Source organism: Salinimicrobium oceani (genome assembly GCF_012037645.1).
Genome location: NZ_JAAVJR010000003.1, coordinates 322,923 through 345,160, shown reverse-complemented (window position 1 = coordinate 345,160; position 22,238 = coordinate 322,923). Strand labels below are relative to the sequence as shown.

At 38.4% G+C, this 22,238-nt stretch carries 22 protein-coding genes and 1 pseudogene; 9 read left to right on the top strand and 14 right to left on the bottom strand.

The annotated features are described in order from the left end of the window. Nucleotides 1-5: 5 nt before the first annotated feature. The 7 genes and pseudogenes from HC175_RS07320 to HC175_RS24760 form a co-directional block, all read left to right on the top strand. A complete protein-coding gene (locus tag HC175_RS07320; RefSeq protein WP_168137837.1) occupies nucleotides 6-2,054 on the top strand; it encodes a urocanate hydratase in 2,049 nt (682 codons plus the stop codon). A 952-nt stretch (nucleotides 2,055-3,006) separates the two neighbouring features. Next, entirely contained in the window at nucleotides 3,007-3,363 is a 357-nt protein-coding gene (locus HC175_RS07315) for a single-stranded DNA-binding protein (RefSeq protein ID WP_168137836.1), read from the top strand. A gap of 73 nt (nucleotides 3,364-3,436) precedes the next feature. Then, complete coding sequence (locus tag HC175_RS07310; protein ID WP_168137835.1) at nucleotides 3,437-3,886, top strand: JAB domain-containing protein; 450 nt, start codon at nucleotides 3,437-3,439, stop codon at nucleotides 3,884-3,886. Nucleotides 3,887-4,550: 664 nt separating this feature from the next. Continuing rightward, nucleotides 4,551-4,952 (top strand): BfmA/BtgA family mobilization protein, encoded by a 402-nt coding sequence (locus HC175_RS07305; RefSeq protein WP_168137834.1) that lies wholly within the window; start codon nucleotides 4,551-4,553, stop codon nucleotides 4,950-4,952. Nucleotides 4,953-4,962: 10 nt separating this feature from the next. Next, nucleotides 4,963-5,994, top strand: coding sequence for a MobB family relaxase (gene mobB / locus HC175_RS07300; RefSeq protein ID WP_168137833.1), 1,032 nt, complete (start codon nucleotides 4,963-4,965; stop codon nucleotides 5,992-5,994). A 13-nt stretch (nucleotides 5,995-6,007) separates the two neighbouring features. Next, the gene (locus HC175_RS07295; protein ID WP_168137832.1) at nucleotides 6,008-7,591 is read left to right on the top strand and encodes a type IV secretory system conjugative DNA transfer family protein; all 1,584 of its coding nucleotides are present in this window, start codon (nucleotides 6,008-6,010) and stop codon (nucleotides 7,589-7,591) included. A gap of 33 nt (nucleotides 7,592-7,624) precedes the next feature. Then, nucleotides 7,625-7,732 (top strand): annotated as a pseudogene (locus HC175_RS24760) (hypothetical protein); the annotation flags it as partial. 44 nt (nucleotides 7,733-7,776) lie between these two features. Here HC175_RS24760 and HC175_RS07285 read toward each other — a convergent pair. The 9 genes from HC175_RS07285 to HC175_RS07245 form a co-directional block, all read right to left on the bottom strand. After that, nucleotides 7,777-8,979 carry a hypothetical protein gene (locus HC175_RS07285; protein WP_168137830.1) on the bottom strand — a complete coding sequence of 401 codons (1,203 nt, stop codon included), beginning with the start codon at nucleotides 8,977-8,979 and terminating at the stop codon, nucleotides 7,777-7,779. Further along, the gene (locus HC175_RS07280) at nucleotides 8,966-9,991 is read right to left on the bottom strand and encodes a nucleoid-associated protein (RefSeq protein WP_168137829.1); all 1,026 of its coding nucleotides are present in this window, start codon (nucleotides 9,989-9,991) and stop codon (nucleotides 8,966-8,968) included. The genes HC175_RS07285 and HC175_RS07280 overlap by 14 nt, the downstream gene beginning before the upstream one ends. A gap of 85 nt (nucleotides 9,992-10,076) precedes the next feature. Next, entirely contained in the window at nucleotides 10,077-10,439 is a 363-nt protein-coding gene (locus HC175_RS07275; protein WP_168137828.1) for a hypothetical protein, read from the bottom strand. A gap of 7 nt (nucleotides 10,440-10,446) precedes the next feature. Next, nucleotides 10,447-11,286 carry a DUF4138 domain-containing protein gene (locus tag HC175_RS07270; protein WP_168137827.1) on the bottom strand — a complete coding sequence of 280 codons (840 nt, stop codon included), beginning with the start codon at nucleotides 11,284-11,286 and terminating at the stop codon, nucleotides 10,447-10,449. Then, the gene (traM, locus tag HC175_RS07265) at nucleotides 11,283-12,212 is read right to left on the bottom strand and encodes a conjugative transposon protein TraM (RefSeq protein ID WP_168137826.1); all 930 of its coding nucleotides are present in this window, start codon (nucleotides 12,210-12,212) and stop codon (nucleotides 11,283-11,285) included. Before traM ends, HC175_RS07270 begins: the two co-directional genes overlap by 4 nt. Further along, nucleotides 12,202-12,816 (bottom strand): conjugal transfer protein TraK, encoded by a 615-nt coding sequence (locus tag HC175_RS07260; RefSeq protein WP_168137825.1) that lies wholly within the window; start codon nucleotides 12,814-12,816, stop codon nucleotides 12,202-12,204. Before HC175_RS07260 ends, traM begins: the two co-directional genes overlap by 11 nt. Further along, nucleotides 12,813-13,655 carry a hypothetical protein gene (locus HC175_RS07255; protein WP_168137824.1) on the bottom strand — a complete coding sequence of 281 codons (843 nt, stop codon included), beginning with the start codon at nucleotides 13,653-13,655 and terminating at the stop codon, nucleotides 12,813-12,815. The genes HC175_RS07260 and HC175_RS07255 overlap by 4 nt, the downstream gene beginning before the upstream one ends. 2 nt (nucleotides 13,656-13,657) lie before the next feature. After that, entirely contained in the window at nucleotides 13,658-14,227 is a 570-nt protein-coding gene (locus HC175_RS07250; RefSeq protein WP_168137823.1) for a conjugal transfer protein, read from the bottom strand. Nucleotides 14,228-14,231: 4 nt separating this feature from the next. After that, nucleotides 14,232-16,652 carry a TraG family conjugative transposon ATPase gene (locus tag HC175_RS07245; protein WP_168137822.1) on the bottom strand — a complete coding sequence of 807 codons (2,421 nt, stop codon included), beginning with the start codon at nucleotides 16,650-16,652 and terminating at the stop codon, nucleotides 14,232-14,234. Nucleotides 16,653-16,762: 110 nt separating this feature from the next. On the opposite strand from HC175_RS07245, the gene HC175_RS24695 reads away from it, so the two are divergent. Beyond that, nucleotides 16,763-16,906, top strand: a complete 144-nt coding sequence (locus tag HC175_RS24695) for a hypothetical protein (RefSeq protein ID WP_209309947.1) — start codon at nucleotides 16,763-16,765, stop codon at nucleotides 16,904-16,906. 16 nt (nucleotides 16,907-16,922) lie between these two features. Here HC175_RS24695 and HC175_RS07235 read toward each other — a convergent pair whose 3' ends face one another. Further along, complete coding sequence (locus HC175_RS07235) at nucleotides 16,923-17,210, bottom strand: hypothetical protein (protein ID WP_168137820.1); 288 nt, start codon at nucleotides 17,208-17,210, stop codon at nucleotides 16,923-16,925. Nucleotides 17,211-17,404: 194 nt separating this feature from the next. Here HC175_RS07235 and HC175_RS07230 point away from each other — a divergent pair, with 194 nt between their 5' ends. Then, nucleotides 17,405-18,055 (top strand): N-acetylmuramoyl-L-alanine amidase family protein, encoded by a 651-nt coding sequence (locus HC175_RS07230; protein ID WP_235942548.1) that lies wholly within the window; start codon nucleotides 17,405-17,407, stop codon nucleotides 18,053-18,055. 161 nt (nucleotides 18,056-18,216) lie between these two features. Here HC175_RS07230 and HC175_RS07225 read toward each other — a convergent pair whose 3' ends face one another. The 4 genes from HC175_RS07225 to HC175_RS07210 form a co-directional block, all read right to left on the bottom strand. Beyond that, nucleotides 18,217-18,879 (bottom strand): P-loop NTPase family protein, encoded by a 663-nt coding sequence (locus tag HC175_RS07225; protein ID WP_168137818.1) that lies wholly within the window; start codon nucleotides 18,877-18,879, stop codon nucleotides 18,217-18,219. Continuing rightward, nucleotides 18,863-19,615 carry a hypothetical protein gene (locus tag HC175_RS07220; RefSeq protein WP_168137817.1) on the bottom strand — a complete coding sequence of 251 codons (753 nt, stop codon included), beginning with the start codon at nucleotides 19,613-19,615 and terminating at the stop codon, nucleotides 18,863-18,865. Before HC175_RS07220 ends, HC175_RS07225 begins: the two co-directional genes overlap by 17 nt. Nucleotides 19,616-19,620: 5 nt before the next feature. Beyond that, entirely contained in the window at nucleotides 19,621-19,902 is a 282-nt protein-coding gene (locus tag HC175_RS07215) for a helix-turn-helix domain-containing protein (RefSeq protein WP_168137816.1), read from the bottom strand. 584 nt (nucleotides 19,903-20,486) lie between these two features. Beyond that, nucleotides 20,487-22,034 (bottom strand): Fic family protein, encoded by a 1,548-nt coding sequence (locus tag HC175_RS07210; protein WP_168137815.1) that lies wholly within the window; start codon nucleotides 22,032-22,034, stop codon nucleotides 20,487-20,489. Nucleotides 22,035-22,238: the final 204 nt, after the last annotated feature.

Sequence of the window (22,238 nt, the reverse complement as noted above, 5' to 3'; positions counted from 1 at the left end):
TAGAAATGAATTTCAAAGATAAAATTTTAGAAGGTATTCCAAATGAGCTGCCTACGGCAAAACCTTATGAATCCAAAGTAAATCACGCTCCAAAAAGAAAAGATATATTAAGTCCCGAAGAAAAGAAGCTCGCCCTGCGCAATGCACTCAGGTATTTTGAGAAACAACATCACGAAGAACTGATATCGGAATTTCGCCATGAGCTGGAGACCTATGGTAGGATCTATATGTACCGCCTGCGTCCCGATTATGCGATGTATGCGCGGTCCATTTCTGAATATCCGGGAAAGTGCGAGCAGGCAAAGGCTATTATGCTGATGATCCAAAACAACCTCGATCCTAAAGTGGCCCAGCATCCGCATGAGTTAATTACTTACGGTGGTAACGGAGCAGTTTTTCAGAACTGGGCGCAGTACAGGCTCGTGATGAAATACCTGGCGGAAATGACCGAAGAACAGACGCTTGTCATGAACTCCGGCCACCCGCTGGGGCTTTTTCCTTCTCATAAAGATGCGCCCCGAGTAGTTGTGACTAACGGAATGATGATCCCGAATTATTCTAAGCAGGATGACTGGGAGAAATTCAATGCACTGGGAGTGACCCAATACGGCCAGATGACTGCCGGCAGCTATATGTACATTGGTCCGCAGGGAATTGTCCATGGCACAACGATCACGGTGCTCAACGCCTTGAGAAAGATCGCCGAAACCAGAGGTATCAAAAATGACAATTTAGGAGAGGGTTCTCTATTTGTTACCTCGGGATTGGGAGGCATGAGCGGCGCTCAGCCCAAAGCCGGAAACATTGCCGGCTGCATCACTGTTTGTGCCGAGGTAAATCCAAAAGCAGTTCATACTCGTCATTCTCAGGGATGGGTGGATGAAGTTGTTGAGGACCTTGACGTACTGGTGAATAAAGTTACTGCCGCAAAAGCTGAAGGCAAAACCATCTCCTTCGCCTACCTCGGCAACGTAGTAGATGTATGGGAGAAGTTCGACGAAGAAAATGTTCACGTTGATCTGGGAAGTGATCAAACTTCCCTGCATAATCCCTGGGCCGGCGGTTATTACCCTGCAGGATTGACCTTTGAAAAATCCAATGAAATGATGAGCAAGGATCCCGAAGGCTTTAAAGAAAAAGTACGGGAGAGTCTCCGCAGGCAAACTGAAGCCATCAACCGCCACACTAAGAAAGGCACGTACTTCTTTGATTACGGAAACGCCTTTTTACTGGAAGCCTCTCGAGCCGGAGCCAAGATATATAAAGATGAGGATGGAAATTTCACTAGTGGGACTTCAGGCGGCGACGATAAAGATTTTGCCTACCCGAGTTACGTACAGGATATAATGGGGCCCATGTGTTTTGACTATGGCTTCGGACCTTTCCGCTGGGTTTGTGCTTCGGGAAAAGAAGAAGATCTAGAACGAACAGATGAAATTGCGCGGGAAGTGCTTCAGAAATTAAAGAACGAAGCGCCCGAGGAGATTCAGCAGCAAATGCAGGATAATATCAAATGGATAGAAGGTGCGCGCGCCAATTGGCTGGTAGTAGGCTCCCAGGCCAGAATTCTTTATGCCGATGCAGAAGGACGCATTGAGATAGCACGTGCTTTTAATAAGGCTATCGAAAAAGGGGAAATTGGACCTGTAATTTTGGGAAGGGATCACCATGATGTTTCGGGAACAGATTCTCCTTACCGGGAAACCTCCAATATTTACGATGGATCCCGCTACACGGCCGATATGGCCATACAGAATGTGATTGGAGACAGCTTTAGAGGTGCGACCTGGGTCAGCATACATAATGGCGGCGGAGTTGGCTGGGGAGAAGTGATTAATGGCGGCTTCGGTATGGTGCTTGAGGGTAATTCGGAGTCCGAAAGACGCCTTAACGCTATGTTGTTCTGGGATGTAAATAATGGTATTGCCAGAAGGTCCTGGGCCAGAAATGAAGGTGCCATATTCGCTATAAAAAGGGCTATGGAAGCAGAACCCAGGTTAAAAATCACTTTACCAAATGTGGTAGATGAATGTCTTTTTAAATGCAACAAGTAGTAAGAGTAGGTAATTCTAAAATAAGGGGAGAATGGCAGTAGGGTAACATGCAGAGCCCTGTTTCATTTATTAATATATACTAATTTTGGATAATAGAGCAATTTGGCTTTTTATCTGAAGTTAAATCCTTATAACTAAAAATTGCTAGACTACTATTCTCATTTCCTGTAACACAAAAATGAATAGAATCCCGAAGGTAACATTTCGGGTTTTTTTATTTTTAAGGGATTAAGGGTTTGATTCTGAAATTAATTCTTTCTGTGAAAATTGCGGAAAGCGGCTAACTTCATTCAAATCTACATCTTTGAAGTCAAGTCCGATTTAAATCCTACTTCAGGAGGGTAAGCCGTTTTTATAAGCCGGTCAGCACATTGCGCTCTATTTCGCGAAAAGCTGCATTCCGGACAAAGAGCTTCCCTAAAAAGGTCTTGGACACCATACCCGATTTTTCCTTTCCACTACGCTAACCCATTCCGCTGTGCCGGAACGGGATGCTTCATTCTCACTCCAAAATCGGAAATGGAGTCCGCTGAATCGTATATCCATCCCTGCATTTGGCCCCGCTTCCAATGTTTTTGTATTTCAATAGGGACTTTAGACCCACTTCCGCGCCGTCACTGCCCCTTCCCTTTTTTGGTAAGCAAAATACCAACATTTGGAAGTTGAACGGACTGCATAAGCCAGTCGTACCTCCTTTTTATAAGTCCTTATCAATTCCAAATATTGAAAATGTATCAGCAACAAAAAAAGGTAACAGCGACGGCACTACGGGAAGTAAATCCAAAATGAACATTATGAAATCTTACAAAAACATCAAAAAGGAAGCGGGGTCAAAAAAACAAAAAAAAGGAAAACGCTCAGGATACAATAAGTAAATCGCTTCAAAAAAAAATAAACGAAAACGTCCTGAAGGGTTCAGGTAGTGTATTAGTTAATCTTTAATTCTTTTATTATGAGTACTATTAAAAATCATGTACAGCTAATTGGAAATGTTGGTCAGGAACCAACCATTACAAACCTTGAAAGCGGAAAGAAAGTAGCCCGTTTTTCACTTGCCACAAATGAGTATTACAAAAACGACAAAGGCGAAAAAGTGCAAAATACGGAATGGCATACCGTAGTCGCCTGGGGAAAAACTGCAGAAATCATTGAGAAATATGCAGGAAAGGGTAAGGAAATTGGAGTGAGCGGAAAATTGAAATCCCGTAGTTACGAAGATAATGACGGCATTAAACGCTATGTTACCGAGGTGGAAGCCAATGAGATCCTCTTGTTAGGCATAAAGAACGGCAATACTTCAGCCGAGTAGATTAAAAACAAAGAGGGCGTTCCTCTCAAAAGTTGCGCCCTCTTTCATTATTCACCTTCAAAATCAGATCATAATGGAAATCAAAGTTAACGAAATAGCGATAAGTTACAGTGGAAACCTTAAAACAAATCAGCTTCCAAAAATAACTTCCTCTCAAAATGCAGCCGAACTCCTTTACGGACAATGGAACAAAAACAATATCGAACTGCACGAAACCTTTAAAATAATGTTGCTGAACAACGCCAATAAAGTAAAAGGTATTTATGAAGTATCCACAGGAGGCATTACCGGCACCTTGGTAGACTTAAGGATAATATTTGCCGTAGTACTCAAAAGCCTTACCACGGCTGTAATCCTTGCTCACAACCATCCTAGCGGAACCTTGAGACCGAGTGAACCGGATAAACGCCTGACCCAAAAAATTAAAAAGGCAGGGGAATTATTTGATATAAAGGTATTGGACCATCTGATCCTGACACCTGATGGAAATTATTTCAGTTTTGCAGATGAAGGAATGCTTTAAATGCAAAGCTTGAGATCTATACTAATCTTTCAAACCTGAACGAAGAAGCCCGAAGACCAACTTTCGGAGAATTTCATAAAGGATGTGGTGCGAAAATTTGGGGATGATATCCGCAAATATGCAAAATAAAATTATACCTGCTTTGAGACGATGGTAGAAGAAGCCTGTCCTGTGTGAATTGGAACGGAAGTATTTCAAAATTTATACTTTAATCCTGTCATATTCCACATCTGATTTTATGAAATTTGTAGTAAAGCACCTCTAATTTTTGGAGGTGTTTTTTCGTTCAATTATTTTCTAGTAAAGAAAAATTACTATATTTATTTCGCTGAAATTCAGCATTTAATTTTATATAGGGTTATCCATTTTTTGACTTTCGCCGATAACCTTACCCATCGAAAAATTACATAACAGGAAATTCTTTCCTTGGAACTGGCAATGGACTTTTTGACCAAATTGTACGGAATTTTTGTTCGCCTGTGGCGAACGAAAAGGAGTAGCAAGAGGGTAACACGCGATGCGATGTTAAGCACTCCTTTTTGTTTTTAAAACGCTGATATTAAGCGTATTGTAAAAAATATAAATTTCCGACCTTCTACAATTTGCGACAAATGCCCTGTGAATGCCCATTTTTAGGGAAGGATTTGCGACAAATCGGCGAATTATGGACTCATTTATCGGCATCAGGTTCAAAAAGGAAACAGCAAAACGTTTTCAGGAATTTTCAAAAACACACTTCAAATCACACACTGAAGCATTAGATACAATTCTTGACTTTTTCTTCTACAACGAAATTTCCCCAAAGGAAAAACTAGGACCAACGGGAAGGACAATCGAAGCTTCAATCAAGAAGCGAATTAATGCGGTGATTGCCATTATTAGGGATATGGAAAAGTGCCAGACCAAACCCACTGTGGCAATGCTGGAATCTCTATTTCAAACTGAAGAACCTAAAACGAAGCCCTTAATTTTAGAAAAGAAAATCATTGAAGAAAAGAATGAAGTATGCCCGCCTGCCGGCAGGGCAAGCTTTCGAGAAAAGCTAAATGGGAGCAACGAACTCTAATTTTTGAGCTATGTACATTACCATCACACCCCAAAAATTAGGGAAGAATTACTCACAAAGTTCGGCGGATTTTGTGGGCTACCTGGAGAAGGAAAATAAGGGTTTGGAACAGGCAGGTATGGAACATTTTTTCAATCAATATGATGATGAAATATCAGCGGATGAAGTTGTAAAGGAAATTGATGGAAATGGTGCCAAACTCAAAAAGACGGAACCAAAATTCTATTCGATCACGGTGAGCCCTTCCAAATACGAGTTAAACCGGTTACAGAACAATAGCGAAGATTTAAAAACGTACACCCGTGAACTAATGAAGGACTATGTGGCATCCTTCAATCGGGAAATCAACGGAAGACCGATTGGCATCGATGATATTAAATATTACGCCAAAATAGAACACCAACGAACGTTTAAGGGAACGGATTGGCAGATTAGGGAAAACCAACCCTTTGCTACCAAAATATTGCAGCTCAAAACTGAAATCAGAAACGTTAAAGAGGGGCGAGCTGAAGGCAATATTAAACTATTGCAGAATAAAATTGACCGATTGGAAAAGGAGGCTCCGCAGCAACAAGACGGGAAGCGAATTGTCCAGGGGATGCCAAAGGCAGGAAATCAAAGCCATATCCATATCATCGTAAGCAGAAAAGACGTATCCAATACCTTTAGCCTTTCACCCGGGAGCAAACATAAGGCCTCGGAAGTCGAGATGCACGGTAAGAACATAAAACGGGGCTTCGACCGGGATAAGTTTTTTGACCGGGCAGAAAAGACCTTTGACAGAACTTTTGGCTACCAAAGAAACTTTGCCGAAACCTATCAGGCTCGCAAGGATTTTATCAGAAACCCTAAAATCTATTTTGCTTCGCTTATGAAATTGCCGACCAGTGAAAGAGCGATTGCCTTTAGAATAATGAAAGAAAGTGATGTTCCAATGTTACCAAGTATTCCGGTTACACAGGCACAACTGGCAATGAAAGTATTTAATCGCTTAAGACGTGGTGTGGACATCGCTATAAAATCAAGTTCAATAGGTATCTAAAGGGAAAAGTCTAATGCAACTAGCTAATCCACTACACATACTTTTAATGATCGTTTTGACAATTTCAGTATTTTACGCACTGTATCGGTTATCAAAATATGCCTTTTTGATAAACATCATGCTGCTCTTTGGAATACTAGCCTTTACGTTTTATCCTCATAATGCGATAAAAGCATTACTTTATTTAGGCTGTCCTTTATTGTTGGTCAATACGGTATTTTACGTTTTTCTGCATAAACCGGATTTAAAGCAAAATACCTCTGAAAAATATCGGGTAACTTTTAAAACAGACAAGAAAAGTTTTAAAATTGAAAACATCAGACGCGGTGCATCCATTATTGGGTCTGCCGGAAGCGGAAAAACCGAAAGCGTCGTTTACGGATTTTTAAAACATTTCCAGGAACATAACTTCTGTGGGGTTATTCACGACTACAAAGATTTTGAACTTACCGAAATAGCCTACCCGCTATTTAAAAATCCGGATATTCCTTTTCATATTATCTCCTTTGACAAAATTATTCATAGGGTCAATCCCATTGCACCCCGGTATCTTGAAAACGAAGAGAGTGTGAATGAGATTTCGAGAGTACTTATTGAAAATCTTCTGGAACAGCGGGAATCGGGAACTACAGGAACCTCTAAATTTTTTAATGATGCAGCAGAAGGATTGATTGGTGGATTGATTTGGAAACTGAAAACATCCTATCCGGAATTCTGCACCTTACCCCATCTAATCGCCATTTACCAATTTTTGGATACCGATAGTCTAATAAAATTCTTAGAGACCAATACCACCTCCAGGGCAATGGCAGATGCTTTCATTAGCGGCAAAGGTTCCGAAAGACAGACCGCAGGAGTGAAAAGTACCTTGGCCAATGCTCTGAAACGCATAAGCACACAAAATATTTTTATGGCCCTTTCTGCAGATGAAGTGCCATTAAATATTAATAATCCGGAAAATCCTGCTGTGATTTCAGTAGTGAACAATCCTAAATTCGAGACCTCTTATTCACCTGTGATTGCCACTACAATCCACACGATTATAAAGCAAATGAGTGTGCGAAATTCAAATTCTTCCTTCCTTTTAATGGAAGAAGCACCAACCATTCGGTTATTGAATATGCACCGCATTCCAGCGACATTAAGAAGTTATGATATTGCCACAGTTTACGTAATGCAAGACAAGATTCAGAACGACATGATGTATGGAGATAAAGCGAGTAAAGCTATTTTAAGCAACCTTTCCTATCAATTCTTCGGAAAGGTCAATGATCCCGACACTGCTAAATACTACGAACGCTTCTTTGAAATAGTTAAAAAAGAAACTACCAGCATCAACCGTGGGTATAGTCTTGATTTTGATACGCGCATTACTACCGGGGAACGTGAAATTCCGAAAATAAGGGCAGATGCCTTTTTTCGCTTAAAGCAGGGGGAATTTATAACTTATGCGGATGGGGAGGATAAAAAGGTACAGTTTAAATTGCCAAAAATTCAAAGAGAGGTTCCAGAAGAGGAAAAGCAATTTTCCAAGGCTGATTTGAAAGCTAATTTTGAGAGGATTTATTCTGAAGCCAAGTCTATTTTTGGTGAATGAAGACTTTCCTAAAGGTTTCTTCTTAAATTTGGTCTTATTTTATTGCTTGATCAACATGGTTATTCACCGGTGGAACGAGATGAGATTTATGAGGAAATCTTTGAACAAGCGGAAAATTTTAAGAAAAATAGAGCGGTGTAAACGAGTCTTTAAATAGTAGTTGACTGTGCTTAAATTGACCGATCTCATTCCATTAAATAGGATAAATTATCTATATCGATATAATAAAAAGTGAAAATTGTAAAAAGGAGTAATAACATTATTAATACAAAATATAACACACCAATGATAAACCGAAGGTTTAATATTTTGTGCTTTATTTTTTTAAAATCTGATTTGAATCCCTCATAAATTACTCCATAAGATTTTTGAATCGTTAGTTCTTCGTCGTTAACGTCTTTACGAAGGCATTTTACATTATAAGCAGTCATTCTTAGGATTAGAAAAGCTATGATTGTATAAAGTAAATATGCCGCAAGTATGAGAATTAGAAATTCAGGTTGATCCTTTACCTTATAACTTGCGAATACGGTCGCCCCAAATGTAAGAGGGAATGATATTACTTGCTTACCAATCGAATCTATATTTCGATCAATAGTTTCAAAATATTTCCCTCTCTCTTCTTTAAATTCTGATTTGATTTTATCAAAAGCAAAATTTGAGACGTAGGTTTCATAATCTCTTTTAGCGAGATTCAGAAGACTATTATGTTCTCTGATTATTTCATTATATCGATTTTCTTCAGGAGTATTATGTACTCCTGATATTACAATCTCCTTAAAAAATTGTATAAATTCTTTCTTTTCAAATTGTTCTTGGAATCGGCTGAATAAGCCGTTTAGATTCACGTTCTGAAAGAAAGTAATATCAGGCAATTTGTATCCTACATTAAATACGCCGTGGGTTTTACTTATCAGTGTAAATTGATTATCTGTATCGCTCTTATATGGAGTAAATTCTGGGGTACGTAAGAAGTAGTCTAAAATCTGATGATACTCATGAATATTGTAAATGACGGCATTGCCTTCGTTATAGGTGTCATAGTCTTTCTTCAGGAAATGATGTCCGCTACTATTTAATATAATTATATTTTGAAGAATGAAGTTCTTTTTTATCCGGTCATATTTTTGAAAAAAATCATTCGTGCCAAAAAAAAAGCTGACATTGGTAATTTTACAAGAAGATAACTTAATTTCAATTGAACCTGCCACCAGCGTGTTCACCTCATAAAAAATATTTTCAATGTTTGATTTTGCTTCCTGAAAATCGGACTGAATATTTAGTATTAATCTACTACCATCATATCTAGGTGAACCAGATTTAAGGTTCTTATTATAACATTCTAAAAATGTATCAATATTTTTATTTCCGGTCTTAGTATTGATCATATTGCTCCTGCATAGAGTTAGCCAGTTCTTCGGAATTTATAATCACCTTACCATTTTTGATTTGCACTCCATGTTGCCCAAATTGATCAAAGTCAACATTTATATTAATTCCTGGAACTGATGCCTTTATGGAAATCAACGATTTCCATTTCGGTGCGTCTCTTTTAAATTCAGAATCTATAGTTATCCCATTAGAATCGGCAAAATCTCGAAGAGAATTTCTGTTTTCTTCGCCATAGAAAGTAGCCCCTAGTTCAAATAAATTAACGCGCTTATCTTTTCTATTGTTTACCTGTTCAAATATAGCTTTATTGAACTCTCCGCGACTAAAAAGTTCTTTGCCCTCTTCGTCCACTGGTAAAGGAATTGTTTTAACTAGCTTAATCATGTTTTCAGTATTTACAGAATTCTTAATTAAGCCTGCTGCAAGTACCCAATCTTTAAAATAACCTGACACTTCCCCGTCTTGTTGAGTGGTTATTAAAGCTAAATAATTGCGATCATCTGATCGCGAATTGTAGATACTGAAGTTAAGCCTAACTCCCATCGCTATTTTCTCAATATTTATGTTTTCAGTACTATCTAAAACGTAAGCCCCTTCCTTTTTAATAATGTTTATCCCCGATTTTTTTCTAAGCAGTATTACTGAAAGATATCTGACTTTTTGAATAGTATAATCCGCGAAGAGGTAATATCCCCCTACCGCAAAAGGTTCTTTGGCAACCTTTTCTCTCAATATGTCTAAAGAATGTGTAAATGAGGAAAAATTTTCATCTTTTGGATTTTCTATATAATCCTTTAGTGTAAGGGTAAATTTATTTTCTTCATCTTCCTTAAAGGATGCATTTTTTAAGCTTGGACTGATATTTACTGCCTTATGGACTTGTTCAATAAGATTTAAAGCAAATTCATTTTTTTCCAACGGCTGGTCGGAGTAATCAATATCAGCCATCGTTTTTTTAGCTTCTTTTTCTAAATAATGTATGGCAATTTGTCGGATTTCTAATTCCATAAAGTGGTGGAGGGTTTTTATCATTTAGGTCCACTAATGTAATTTAAAATCACAGCAATCGAAAATCGGATAGCAAAATGTTAAATTAAAATGGTCCTTCCTCCCCTGGCTTCTGCTCTGTTACCTTCCACTGCCTATCTTCTTTAACCAACTTGAATATACTCGGTTTTTCCTCGAACGAAGTGGAATAGCGAACCCAGGCAACGTCACCAACAATTGTATCCTCAATGACGGCAAAGTTAATTTCCGAATTTTCATTTTCAGCAAATAGGTCCTGGAGGCTTGATAAAATGGCATAACTTTCGGCGGTTGTGTACCTTTCCAGTTTAGCATCGTCGTTGTGGTAAAAACTCTCCACAACAATTTTAGCCGTTTCGGTGTGGGTCATTTGTTTTTCATTACAAGCTACCAGGGCTATAATGATAGAATACAGGAGGACTCTTTTCATGATGTTTCTAGTTGGGGTTATTGATATATTTTTGTGGTACTTTTAATTTTATATTTCTCCCGCCGTTTTTTTCATTTAGTTCCAGTATTACCCTACGGTCATCTCCCAAAGAAAATTTGGGTAGCACATACACCAGTTTCTCTGTTTCACCTTCTTTGACTCTAGTGGGCAGACCATATGTAAATAATGGTTCGTGATAAATGGTCTGAGAAGATTTCTTTTTACCTTTTTGCCTGGTCTCAATTCCAAAATTTAGGAAATTCAAATCATAATCCAGGGATGACTTGTTTTCTATATAAATAACGAAATAGAGTTCTTCCTTTTCAAATACAATATTTTCAACGCTTAAAATAATAGACTGATTCCGTTTTGTTAATCGCCCTATTCTTTGTTTGCGTTCAACCAGAAAGGAGCAAAATTTGTCGTAGTAGGAGGTTTTGTCCCTTTCGTTGAGATCTCCCTTCTGTATTGGGGACTCACCAATGACCACAGGCTTTTCATTGCCTATGGTGTCAGATTCTAAAACAAAATAGTTCAGCTGATCAAGCTGTTCCTTATACCTTACAATGTAAGAAAAAACAGAGCCGTTTGAGTTGATTACCAGAAGATTACTTTCTTTACCAGGCTTGGCCTGTAAGAGTCCGAAATGCTGTTCCGTTTCCCGGTTATATGTAAAAACAAAATTGTCAGAACCTGTTATTCCCTGCCGAATAGGTTCCGGAAAGAATAGGGCCACATTTTTTTGCTCATTTGCAAAAATGGTATCGAGGATTTTTCGTTCCTGTGCCACACAAGGACGAAATGCAAAAGAGGTGAAAAACAGGAGGAATAAGATATTAGTTTTCATAGGTCAGATTTTAAAATGAGTTTGTAATCATTAAGTACGGTTACTTTGACGTTCCGGTTATTGCGCCTAAGTACCTTGGTTATTCCACTAATTTGTGGCACACTTGGAATGTTTATGTCCTGTATGATATCATCCAGAACCTCACTGGTTGCCTCGGCCCGGAAACTGTTTTCCACATAAATACCTTCGCTGCCATCCTGGAGGTCGAAAGCCTTCAGGTTTACCGGATGATGATCTATATTTTCAACTTCGACCAGTGTCCGGTTCGGCTGAAAACTGATAAAACCATAGACAACAGTATTTTTGGGTATCCATTGATCATTGATCTTTGCAGTGGATGTCAAGCGCATCCGAAGTCTAGAATTGGTCTTTACGACCTGGTTCCCATCGACTACAGCATATACAACCGAAGGAATATCCGCTGCAACAAACCGACTGTCTGAAGTAGGGGAGGAGGCAAAGAACAGTTGATGCTCCAATCCCATTTCCTTAGCTTCAATTTTATGTTCCTGCTGTATCTCCTCAATTTCTAATTGAGGAGTGTGGGTGGTAATTTTTTGTTCTGGCGTGAATTCCTGGTCTATTCCTTCTGAATATTTTATACGTCCGGATTTATAGATACTGTCAACAATCCTTTCCTTTTCCTTTTCGGTTAACTCTGTATCATAGAAGCCCAGGGAATCTATCAGCTTCTCATCGTAGATACTGGGAGCGTTGGTTTCCCGTACTTCCCTCAAATCATTTATGGCATCAAGTTTAGAATCGTATTCCTTCGATTCCTCTTCTAGTTCAGGAACCAAAGTTTGTTTCAAATTTTGGCTTTCACCTTCGTCATCGCCAAGAATCATTAGCGAATAGGAGATTAGAAATAGGAGTATTATTGCCATAACAGCCCCAAACACTATTTTGTTCTTCTCAATTTTCATTAGTTAGTTTCTTTAAGGTATTTTCAAAGTAGTTTGTGATAAGCAACCCGTGTGGGTTGTTGGGAAAATTTCGATCTACAGTGAGCAGATTTCCTGTGGAAACCAGCTCATATGTATCGATCACGGATCCGCGGTTGATTTCAAAAATTATAATGGTTTTAAAGCTGTACTTTTCTTCTTTTTCCTCTACTTCAGAGTTTATACTAAGTACCTTTTGAACCAGGGAATATTGAATTAATCTATTGTAAACGCCATCAGCTTTCTTCTGACGGTATAGATTATCGACAGAGCTATTTCCCAGCCAAAGTGCTTTTTTAAGATTTTTCTCATAATTGCTGGCATCGATGTTATAGAAGTAATTGTGAAATAACTCTAAATGTGCCAGTGCTTCCACCCTGAAGTTTTCTTTTTGGGAAACCAGTTGTAACGGAATTACCTCGCCGTTTGTATTAACCGCAAAGGCACTGTTCAGTGCTCTTTTATGAATTGAAAATGCTGTCCATCCCGAAAAGATGCTCGAAGAGAATGCGCAAATAACTACAGCAATAACTACAAACCTGTTTAGCTTTAACACGGAATATATATTTTGATAAGGTGTTTTCATGATGTAAAAAGTCTTAGTGTAAAAGAAGTTGCCCGCCTGTAAAGTTTAAACTTTAGAAAAAAGATAAACCCGATGGATCCCAGTTCAACTACTGGGGCAAAAAAATGACCACCCACGTCAGTACCGAAAAGGTTCGTCCAAAAATTGGTATTAATTTCCGTGTATATGGCATTTATAAAAACGTTTACCAGGAAAAATGCCGGAACGAGCATATAGACTGCGGCATATAACTTGAAGAAGTTATACGCCAGGGAACGAAACTTCTCGAACACGGCCAGGCTAATGACCAATGGAAAAAAAGCCTGCATTAACCCTAATAAAAAATAACGTTCAGCCAGGAACAATGGATAGATGAACAGGTCCAATATCCATAGTAGAAGACTTAGAATAAAAGCTATCATTTTGAAGCCATACAAGGGAGTAATTAGGAATTCGTACAACAAAGACATGGCCTTTCTTGCAGCATCCACAATGCTTACATCTTCTTCAATGGGGATGTCCTGCATTTGTAAGGGTAGCAAAGCAGGAGCCGTATCTCGATAGCGATCTTCAATGGCCACTAAAATTTCATCAAAAAATCCTAAAATCTGTGTGGAGAAAATTACCAATAGCACAACTGCAAAATTCTTTGCAAGTTCCCCCGGGCTCAGTCCCCAGGTATAACCTTCCTTATCGGCAATGCCTTCATTGTATTTCTTAAGGATGTTCACAAGAAAAAAGAGCACAGCCAGCGTTTTCATTCCCACTATGGTGTACTGTGAAAATTCACTGTTCTGTATGGTCTGGAAAACAGTATCTACATATTCCAGTCCAATTCCTAAAAGAATGATAACACTCATCTCTAAAAATTTGTTTCACGATTGTTGATCTTATCCTGCATCTTTCTGAAAGAAATGATATTCCGATAGCGGTTGGTTTTCATATTGATCTCCATAACCATTTCCCTGGACTGCATTTCCTTTTCCTGAAGCATTTCTGTACGCTCCCCGTCACTCATTTTTAGATAATCACTGGACAAGATTTCATCTATGAAATCCATTGTTTCCAAAGAATTATCTACAATGGCATTAAAAGATTCCGATATCCGTGTAACTTCTTCCGGTTTGATATAGGGAGAGTCCAGGATTTCTCTTAGATCATTTTGCATTATCCCAATAAGACGTTGATTGTTTCGGCCTATTTCACGAACTGCCTTCAGTTGCTTCACCACAGAATTCACCTTTTCAAGATTTTCTTTCTGCTGTTTTAGAAATTCTACAGTTTTTAAGAGTTGGGCGGTTTGCTTGGCAGATTCAACTAGTGACTTCACCAGGCTGATAAAGTTCGTGTTATCGTACACCGGCATTCCCTGACCGGCGGAACTGGCATTTATAAATAGTATCAGACTTAAGGTTAAAAGTAAATTTTTCATGTTTTTAAATTTTTATAGTTAGCCGATTTTCTGTTGTGTATAGCCTAATGGCCTTTTCCATATCCTTATGTTCCCGATAGAGCCTCATTATTTCTTCATTTTCGAATCCATCGGTTAAATAAGCTGCATAAACTTCCCTTGGTACCTCCAGACGAAAGACATTGCTTTCCTTCCCAATCTTGATAAACATTTCTGTGTACTTTCGTTCCCCGGAAAGATTGTTCCTGATAGATTTTAACTGGTTAAGATCGTGACTGGAAAGGTTTAACCGCTTGGCCAGCTCGTTATATCCCTTTTCATTGTGCAGGCTGTAAATGACCTGGGTGTTCTCCAGGATACTGGCCGAGGTGGCATTCTTTGGTAATTGGTTAATGGATTGCAAGATGATACCAATCGCCCCGTTCTGTTTCCGAATGGCCTGATAGTAGAATTCCACGCTTTCCAGTACATTCTCGAATTTCAGCTGCTTGGCAAATTCGTCGAAGAGAATGATCCCTTTCTCTGCTCTGTTCTTCCAGATGGTCCGTTGGATGGCGGTCTTGATCAATTTCAGCATCACAGAAAGAACTTCCTTGTTATCCTTTACTTCATCAAGCTCAAAAACAATCAATCTTTTATCTTCAATTTTATAAGTCTGGTCTTCGCTAATCTCAAAAAGGAAACTGTACAGACCATCTCCAACATATTCAGACATCACGTGCAGGAAGTTCACTATGTTGAAGTAATCCACATGGATCTTCAGTTTTTGCAGGAGATCCTTTTGATTGGTTTCTACAAACCGATAAAAATTATCCAGGGAATGCTTTTCAGGAACATTCGAATAGTAGTGGAGCAATATCTTTCTGATCGAAACTGATTGTGCTTTGGTGACTTTTAAATCTGAACCGAAGAGTTCAAACAGGAACATCGACAAATCCTCCAGCCGTTCTGGCGTGATATCTTCTGAATTACTGATGTAAAACGGATTGATACCCAAATTTTTCCCGCTTTCATATCTCAGAACAGTATACTTTTCAGGATATAGTTTTGCGAATTTTGTATAGGAGCCACCGAGATCAATGATCACCAGGCGAACTCCGCTCTCAAAGTACTGGCGCAGAATGTTATTGGCCAGAAAAGATTTTCCTTCTCCTGTAGGGGCAAAAATGGCAAAGTTCCGCGCTTTAATCCGCTTCTTTCCTTCATCCCATACATCCTTTAGCACCGGAATATTGTGTTCCCGATCATTGAAGATGATTCCTGTAGGATCCGATTGGTAATTTGTGTTATTGATCAGCAGGCAAAGCGCATGTTTTAAATCGGTCACATATAAATCTGCATTGGAAAAATTGGAAGAAAAGCAACAGTAGCTATTTAGAACATAGTTTTTTCGTTCCTCTCCCCTCGGGTAATACGGCGTAATATCCAGTTCCTTAAATTCAGTCTTTACCTTTGAAGCTATCTGAGCCAGCTCTCCGGCTTCCTTAGCCCAATAGATGACATTGAGGTGGCCACGGATAATCCTTGAGGTATCATCCGCATTAATCTGGTCAAGGATATGCTGAATTTTACCCAGCACCACCTTGTTCTGAGATCCGAAATTTGAACTCTTATGAAGTTCTTCAATTTTATTATCAAGAAGCTTCCGCCATTTTTGTTTGTCATCGAGGTAGAGAATCTGGTTCACCATATGATTTTCATTAAAGGTCAAGCCGAGGCCGTCAATTAAACCCTGGTGGAATACAAAATCATCCGAAGTAAACCTTTCGTTGACCTTACTGCTCTGAACAGTTTCGCCAAAACAGCGTTCGCTGTTGATAGCAAGGACATCAAAAAAATTATCGCCAACCTGAATATTGGATTTCTTCAGTAGCATATCTGTATCAAAACCTTCCTGAAATCCATTAAAGAAGCTATTGGTCAAAGCTTGAATTTCCACTTCATCAAGGGGAACAAAAGACATCTTTCGGCTATTATTGATGAAGGAAATGGAATCGCTGACAGAGCTGATGAAACTATTTATATTATCATCCAGTTCTTGCCACGTCCCTTTTGAGACCTTTCGAAATGGATTGACATATTTCGGGTTATTTATTGTTTTGTTTTTGGTGAGGATAAAAAACAGATAGCAGCGATGTTCCATAAATTCCCTGCCTTTAAAATGTTCGTGTGTTGCCTTTTCTAAAAAGGTAGTATTTGGCAATAACTCCGCAGAATAAGATTTTTTTAAATAAATGTCCTGTTTGTGTACAACAATGCCTGTAGGCAAAGATTTTAGAGCCTGGAACCAAACTCCATGAATATCTTCTAAATCCTTTTCGGATAAAGAATAGATTTCAGGTAACATCCCCTCATAGCAAAGAATCACGTTACCATTATTGGCAAAAATGATATTGTCCTGAATATCGATTATGGGCGTAAAGTCCGTAAGATTAATCTTATTCATAATTAAAATTTGAATTTCTTCTGTTGCTGATGATTTCTGGAAATCTTACCGACACCTGAAAGAGCTGTGATGTTCTGGTTATTTTGATTAGTACTAAATAAAAGATACAATTGAAGATCAAAGCACCAATGATGATCCAGAAGCTAAAAGAGAAAATGATGACCAGTAATGAAGCTACTACGCAAATCATCATTAAAGCAAAGGAGGAGATGGGCAGCCCAAAAATGACAGCCCCTTTCCTAATGTTTCTATAGACTTCAAATTGTTTCATTAGACCACGATTGAAATTAAGTAAGTGAAGATGCCAACTACTGCTCCTGCGATAAGGACAAAGACGAGCACCCGGGTAATCCCCTTTTTAAGGTCTGCATTTTCCCCAAAGAAATGGCCTGCGTTAAACAGGAAACCAACAAGAAAAATCACTCCAAGGAGGATGGGGAAGATGGTCCGGATAGTATCGGCAATATCATTAACCGAATTTTCAATTCCCCCGATTTGTGCAAAAAGCGGGAAAGAAATCAGGGACAAAAAAAGTGTTGGATAGATTGATTTTTTCATAACGCACAGTTTTAAGTTTTGTACTGTTTTTGTTATAGAAAAAATACATATATTTCAATATAATACGTTGAAAATCAGCATAATAAACAGAAAATAATATTTGATTTTCAATAGGTTAGTTTGATATTAAATGATGTCAAATTGAATTGAAATCACCAGGAGAACTGGTAACAACCTGAAAATCCTCAATGCTCATGAGGCTGAAAAACGTCATTTTTCTGGTTTTGCTCCTGAAAATGTGTGTCATTTTTGGGCAGGAAAAAGAATATCAAAAAAGAATCATTGTCGATGTTGGTCATGGAGGAAAAGACCCTGGTGCCATCGGAATAAATGGAATCCAGGAAAAAGATGTTGTCCTGGCAATAGGAAAAGAAATGATCAGGCTCAATAAATCAATATTTGGAGATGAGTATGATATTTATCTTACAAGATATAATGATAGTTTTTTAACCCTTTCCGAAAGAATCAACTTAGCAAAATCATTAAGGGGAGATCTATTTATTTCCTTGCACTGCAATTCCTTTTATAGCGTCGCCAGGGGAATGGAAATTTTCACCTTCAATTCTGGAATTACAATAGTTGACAATAATACCAGAACTTCAATCGCTCTTGGGAATGAGATTGTAAGAGAGGCTACCCTTAACATAAAAATTGCAAATAGAGGTATGAAGTTGGCCAAATTTCAGGTTCTCAGGGAAATGATTAGGTTTTGTCCGGCTATTCTAATTGAAGTGGGTTTTCTAAATAATCCGGTTGAGGCAGTGCATTTTTCGAGATCATCAGGTATTACAGCAATAGCATTGGCTATTTTATCAGGAATAAATAATCATTCAAAATCGGAATAATGAAAGAAGCATTTTTAAAGGTAATTAGGAGTATTGGGAATGTTGTAAAAGCTTTTGTGTTAGAGATTTTTAAGCATCTATCGGGCATCAAAAAATAGGATATTGTCCGGTGATATGCTGTGTGAATAGTTGGTCAAACTTATACTCTAGATACTTCATTTTTATTTTCTTTTATCCACTGCATTTTCATCAAAAGCTATAAGATTGAATAACTCGCGCATTCGGCTGCGAACGCGGTTTCCGTAACGATCCTCCAGCTCTTCAGCGTTCAGGTTTGTCGTGGCATGGGTTTTAATTTTCTGGTTTGTTTGTAGAAAAAGTTCATGGCGCGATAAAAGAACTTCCCCCATTACATTACAATCTTTTCCGTAGAACCTTCCGGGAGGTTCTATCCCTAAATCGTCAAAGCAGTAGAATTTTGTATTTCCGTAATCTTCAATCGTCTTGTACCCAAGATGGTTGAAACTAAAGGTTACATTACGGCTTGGAATCATTTCGTATGGCCGTCGCAGAGGAACCAGGTGGCGAAGTAGTTTCATTAAGCTGGTTTTTCCACATCCTACTGGACCAGACAATAGAAGGCCTTTCTTGATATCGATTTCAAATTTATCGCAGTTCACTTTATCCTTGATAAAGTACGAGCACAGCTTTAGCAAAATATCCCTGTCTTCCTTGTAGATTTTGAAATTCTCGCCAAACAGGAGCTTTCCTTTCGCATTTAGGTAAACCAGGATTTTAGGAAAATCGTAAAGCACCGATTTTCCATCAAACGTGCCAAGCGAATACTCTATGCCACCTTCCATGATTTTAGAGGGGTTGTCCATAATCCTTGGTTTTAGTGGTTCGCAGGTTGTCCCGATTTTGGGATGCTCCCTTTTTATTTGTTTTGTTTTCTACAGCAAATAGTTTGGTTCGATCCATCCAGTTTACGGCTAAGGCCTGCCAATCATGAATTGCTTTTCCATCCCTTGTTTTCCATTCGTTAGCTTCATAATGTTCAAAGAATTTTTTTCCTTCATCGGCAGAAAAACCTTTTTCTTTGAAAAAATATAAAATAGCCTTCCTGTTCTTTGGCTGTTTATTAATGTTTACATGTTTAGTACTGTTTATATTAGATACTAATGCTTGTCCACTCATGGGACGGTGCGGCTTCGCTGCTTGGCCACTATTGGGACAGTGTCGGTACACTACTGGTTCATTTTTGGGATGATACTGTTCCGCGAGCTGTTCCAATATAGGATCGTGATCTTCCATGAACGATTTATCTGATGTCTCAAAATCGAACATCTTGATTTTACTGCCTTTGTATGGATTATTGGATGGGAAATAGGTAAGGTAGTTCCAAGAATCAAGATCTACCATGCACCTATGATAAGTAGATTTTGAGCCGATCTTGGCCACACGCATCAATTCCCTTCGGTTAATGAAAAACTCACTTGCAAACCGGCTGCTGTTCCACTCCTGGAATAAGGCCATATACAAGCTAATATGGGTCGGATTCAAACGGTCATCAAAAAAAAACTTTTCAAAAGCCGCATTCAGTTGCTTAATGTAATTCATGATAACTAATCAAAATTGTGATGCACCCGATTGGCGGTCATTACATTTTGGATTTCCTCGGCATCATAGTAAATAATTCCTCCAACTTTGGTGTAGGGTAAGGTTCCGTTAATTCTTAAATTCTGAAGTGTTCCCGGACTTACCTGGAGCAGATCCATCACATCTGAAGATTTTAGATATTTCTTCAAAGTTCCTGATGATTGTTTGATGATGAGATCTCTAATCTCCTCGAGCAATTCTAATTTGAACTCTCGAAGATCGTCGGTGGTAATAATACTTGTCGGCATAATAGAACGGTTTTTAAAGAAAGGGACTATCAAATGATTAAATTTTTTTAGTTGATAGTCCCTATCAAGGTTTGACTTTCGTTCTACAAAGTTGGGAGGATTTACTGGATATTATTCCCCAGTACGACCGTAGTACGGTCAAAATTTAACATCTTGAAATTTAGAGTCTTGTTGTTAGTTTTTACTCTATTTCTCTATGTTTTATCTTTTAAGACTATAAAAAAAGTTGGTATAATTGACCGAGTAGTGATTTCGGTAGGTGAGTCGTAGTACGGATTTATTTAACAATATTTGAGAGGATAAATATGTATTTCACTCTGTCGGAATAAAGAAAGGATTATCAACTGTTTCAGCCTTCAGTAAGAGTGGTGATGATATACGAATTCCTGTACTGCCCCTAGGCCTACTCCATCACTTCCTTCAGAAAATTATCAAATTTAGAAAATGACATTTTCCCCCGTAATTCTTTTTGCACTGCTAATCGAATGGCAGCGTGGGCGTCTTCCTTTTTACCTATTTCCAACTTCTGCGATATAGGTGCTGTAGAGGGCGTTGACCCGGCTTATTATAAGATTTAGATAAATTCATGCATTTCCGAAGATATCCTGAAATGCGTTTTCTATAATTTTGATTTCTTCACTACTTAGCTCTTCAAACTGTTTCTCTCTTTTCTTATTTGATAATTTTCCCTGATTTTGATTTAGGAACTTTATCAACAAGTCCACCTTTGTATCAGGCATGGAAAAATGCTCATTAATTATTTGAGTCATTCGATCATATTTTTCCAGATAATCCAGTTCTGAGGGAATAATTTTTTCTATTGTATCTTTTACACATTCGTATAAGAATTCAGCTTGTTTTGTAAGGTCCCAATATTGGTACAGGTCTATAGTCTCATTTAAAATTTCCACATTGTGATCTTGAGTTCCTTTCCACTGGATTAGATTAACTCTCGGGGATGAAAAATGTTCCAGAATATCCTGATATTCATCAATACGATCCAGAATTGCCGAGGAAACAGGAAAGATCATCCCCCTTTTGGTATACCCCATCCTACTGAGGATATGATGTATGATATAGCGGTGAATTCTTCCGTTTCCATCAGATAAAGGATGGATAAATACAAAGCCAAAAGCTATCGTTGCTGCGGTTAGTACAGCATCATAACCTGCCTGCTGCAAAAGAGTATTGGTTTCGAACAAACCTTGCATGAGGGAAGGCAAATCTTTAGCCTTTGCAGATATATGATCGGGCATTGGTGTAAAGGTTTCCCTGTCGTGCTCTCCTATGAAACCTTCTTCCTTCCTGATTCCCATATTTTTGAGTTTTTTATTCCCGATTACAATTTCCTGCAAGCGTACTATTTCCTCAATGTTTAATGGGATTTTCCCTGATTGCCCTATTGCTTTCCCCCAATTTCGAGCCCGAACGTTTGGAGGGTATTCTCCTTCAATGGCAAATGAGGCCTTAGAATCTTTTAATAGTAAAAAGGCTGCCGTTCGTCGTATCAAATCTCTATCCCTTTTTCCCAAACCTTTTTCAATGGCCCTGGATAAATCCTTTTCAATATAATGTTCCAGCTTTTGCGTTTTACGTATCATGGGGCAAAAATCTTGTGTGCCGGGCAGGTTGTTCCTTACCCGGTGACGGGATGAGGTAACAATTAATCCTGGGAACTGAAGTGATGCGTCTACAACATCTACATAAGTGCCTGTTTTAAGGTTTGGAACCTCTAGTTGTTCTTTTAATAACCATTCATATAAAAACCACGCTCTCCTGGTGTATTGACTTGTAGGTTCTTCATGGATCATTTGTAATACAACCTCTTTTCCCATCAACTCGAAGAACTTTTTTAGGATATAGAGATCTAAAGCCTCATATTTTAGGGCAAATACTAAATGGCTTTTTAAATTGTCATTGGGTTTATGCCTAATGGTGAACACCTGCCAGTACTCTGTATCATAACGTTGGTGCTTTTTTGTGGCCATTGCCAATTTATCTGGTAAAGGTATTTCAATTTCGAACCGGCTTTCAATTATTTCGATGAGTTGTGAATATCCTACCAGAAATCCCTCTTCAGGGAGCTGACGCCCGTGAAAATTAATTACCTGGCGTGAAAAATAATTATTCATAGAGGTTTATCATGAAATTCGATTATAAAGTTACGATGAAAAATGGTTATTCCGTATGAAAAACGCTTTTTTAAGCGATAAATAATGAAAAATGATTTTTAACCAGGACAGGAGTATGATATCGTCTTCACCCTAAAATATAACCTATGGAGGAACAAAGTGGTTGAAAAGAGGAGTTTTATTGAAGGTGATCTGTTATACAGA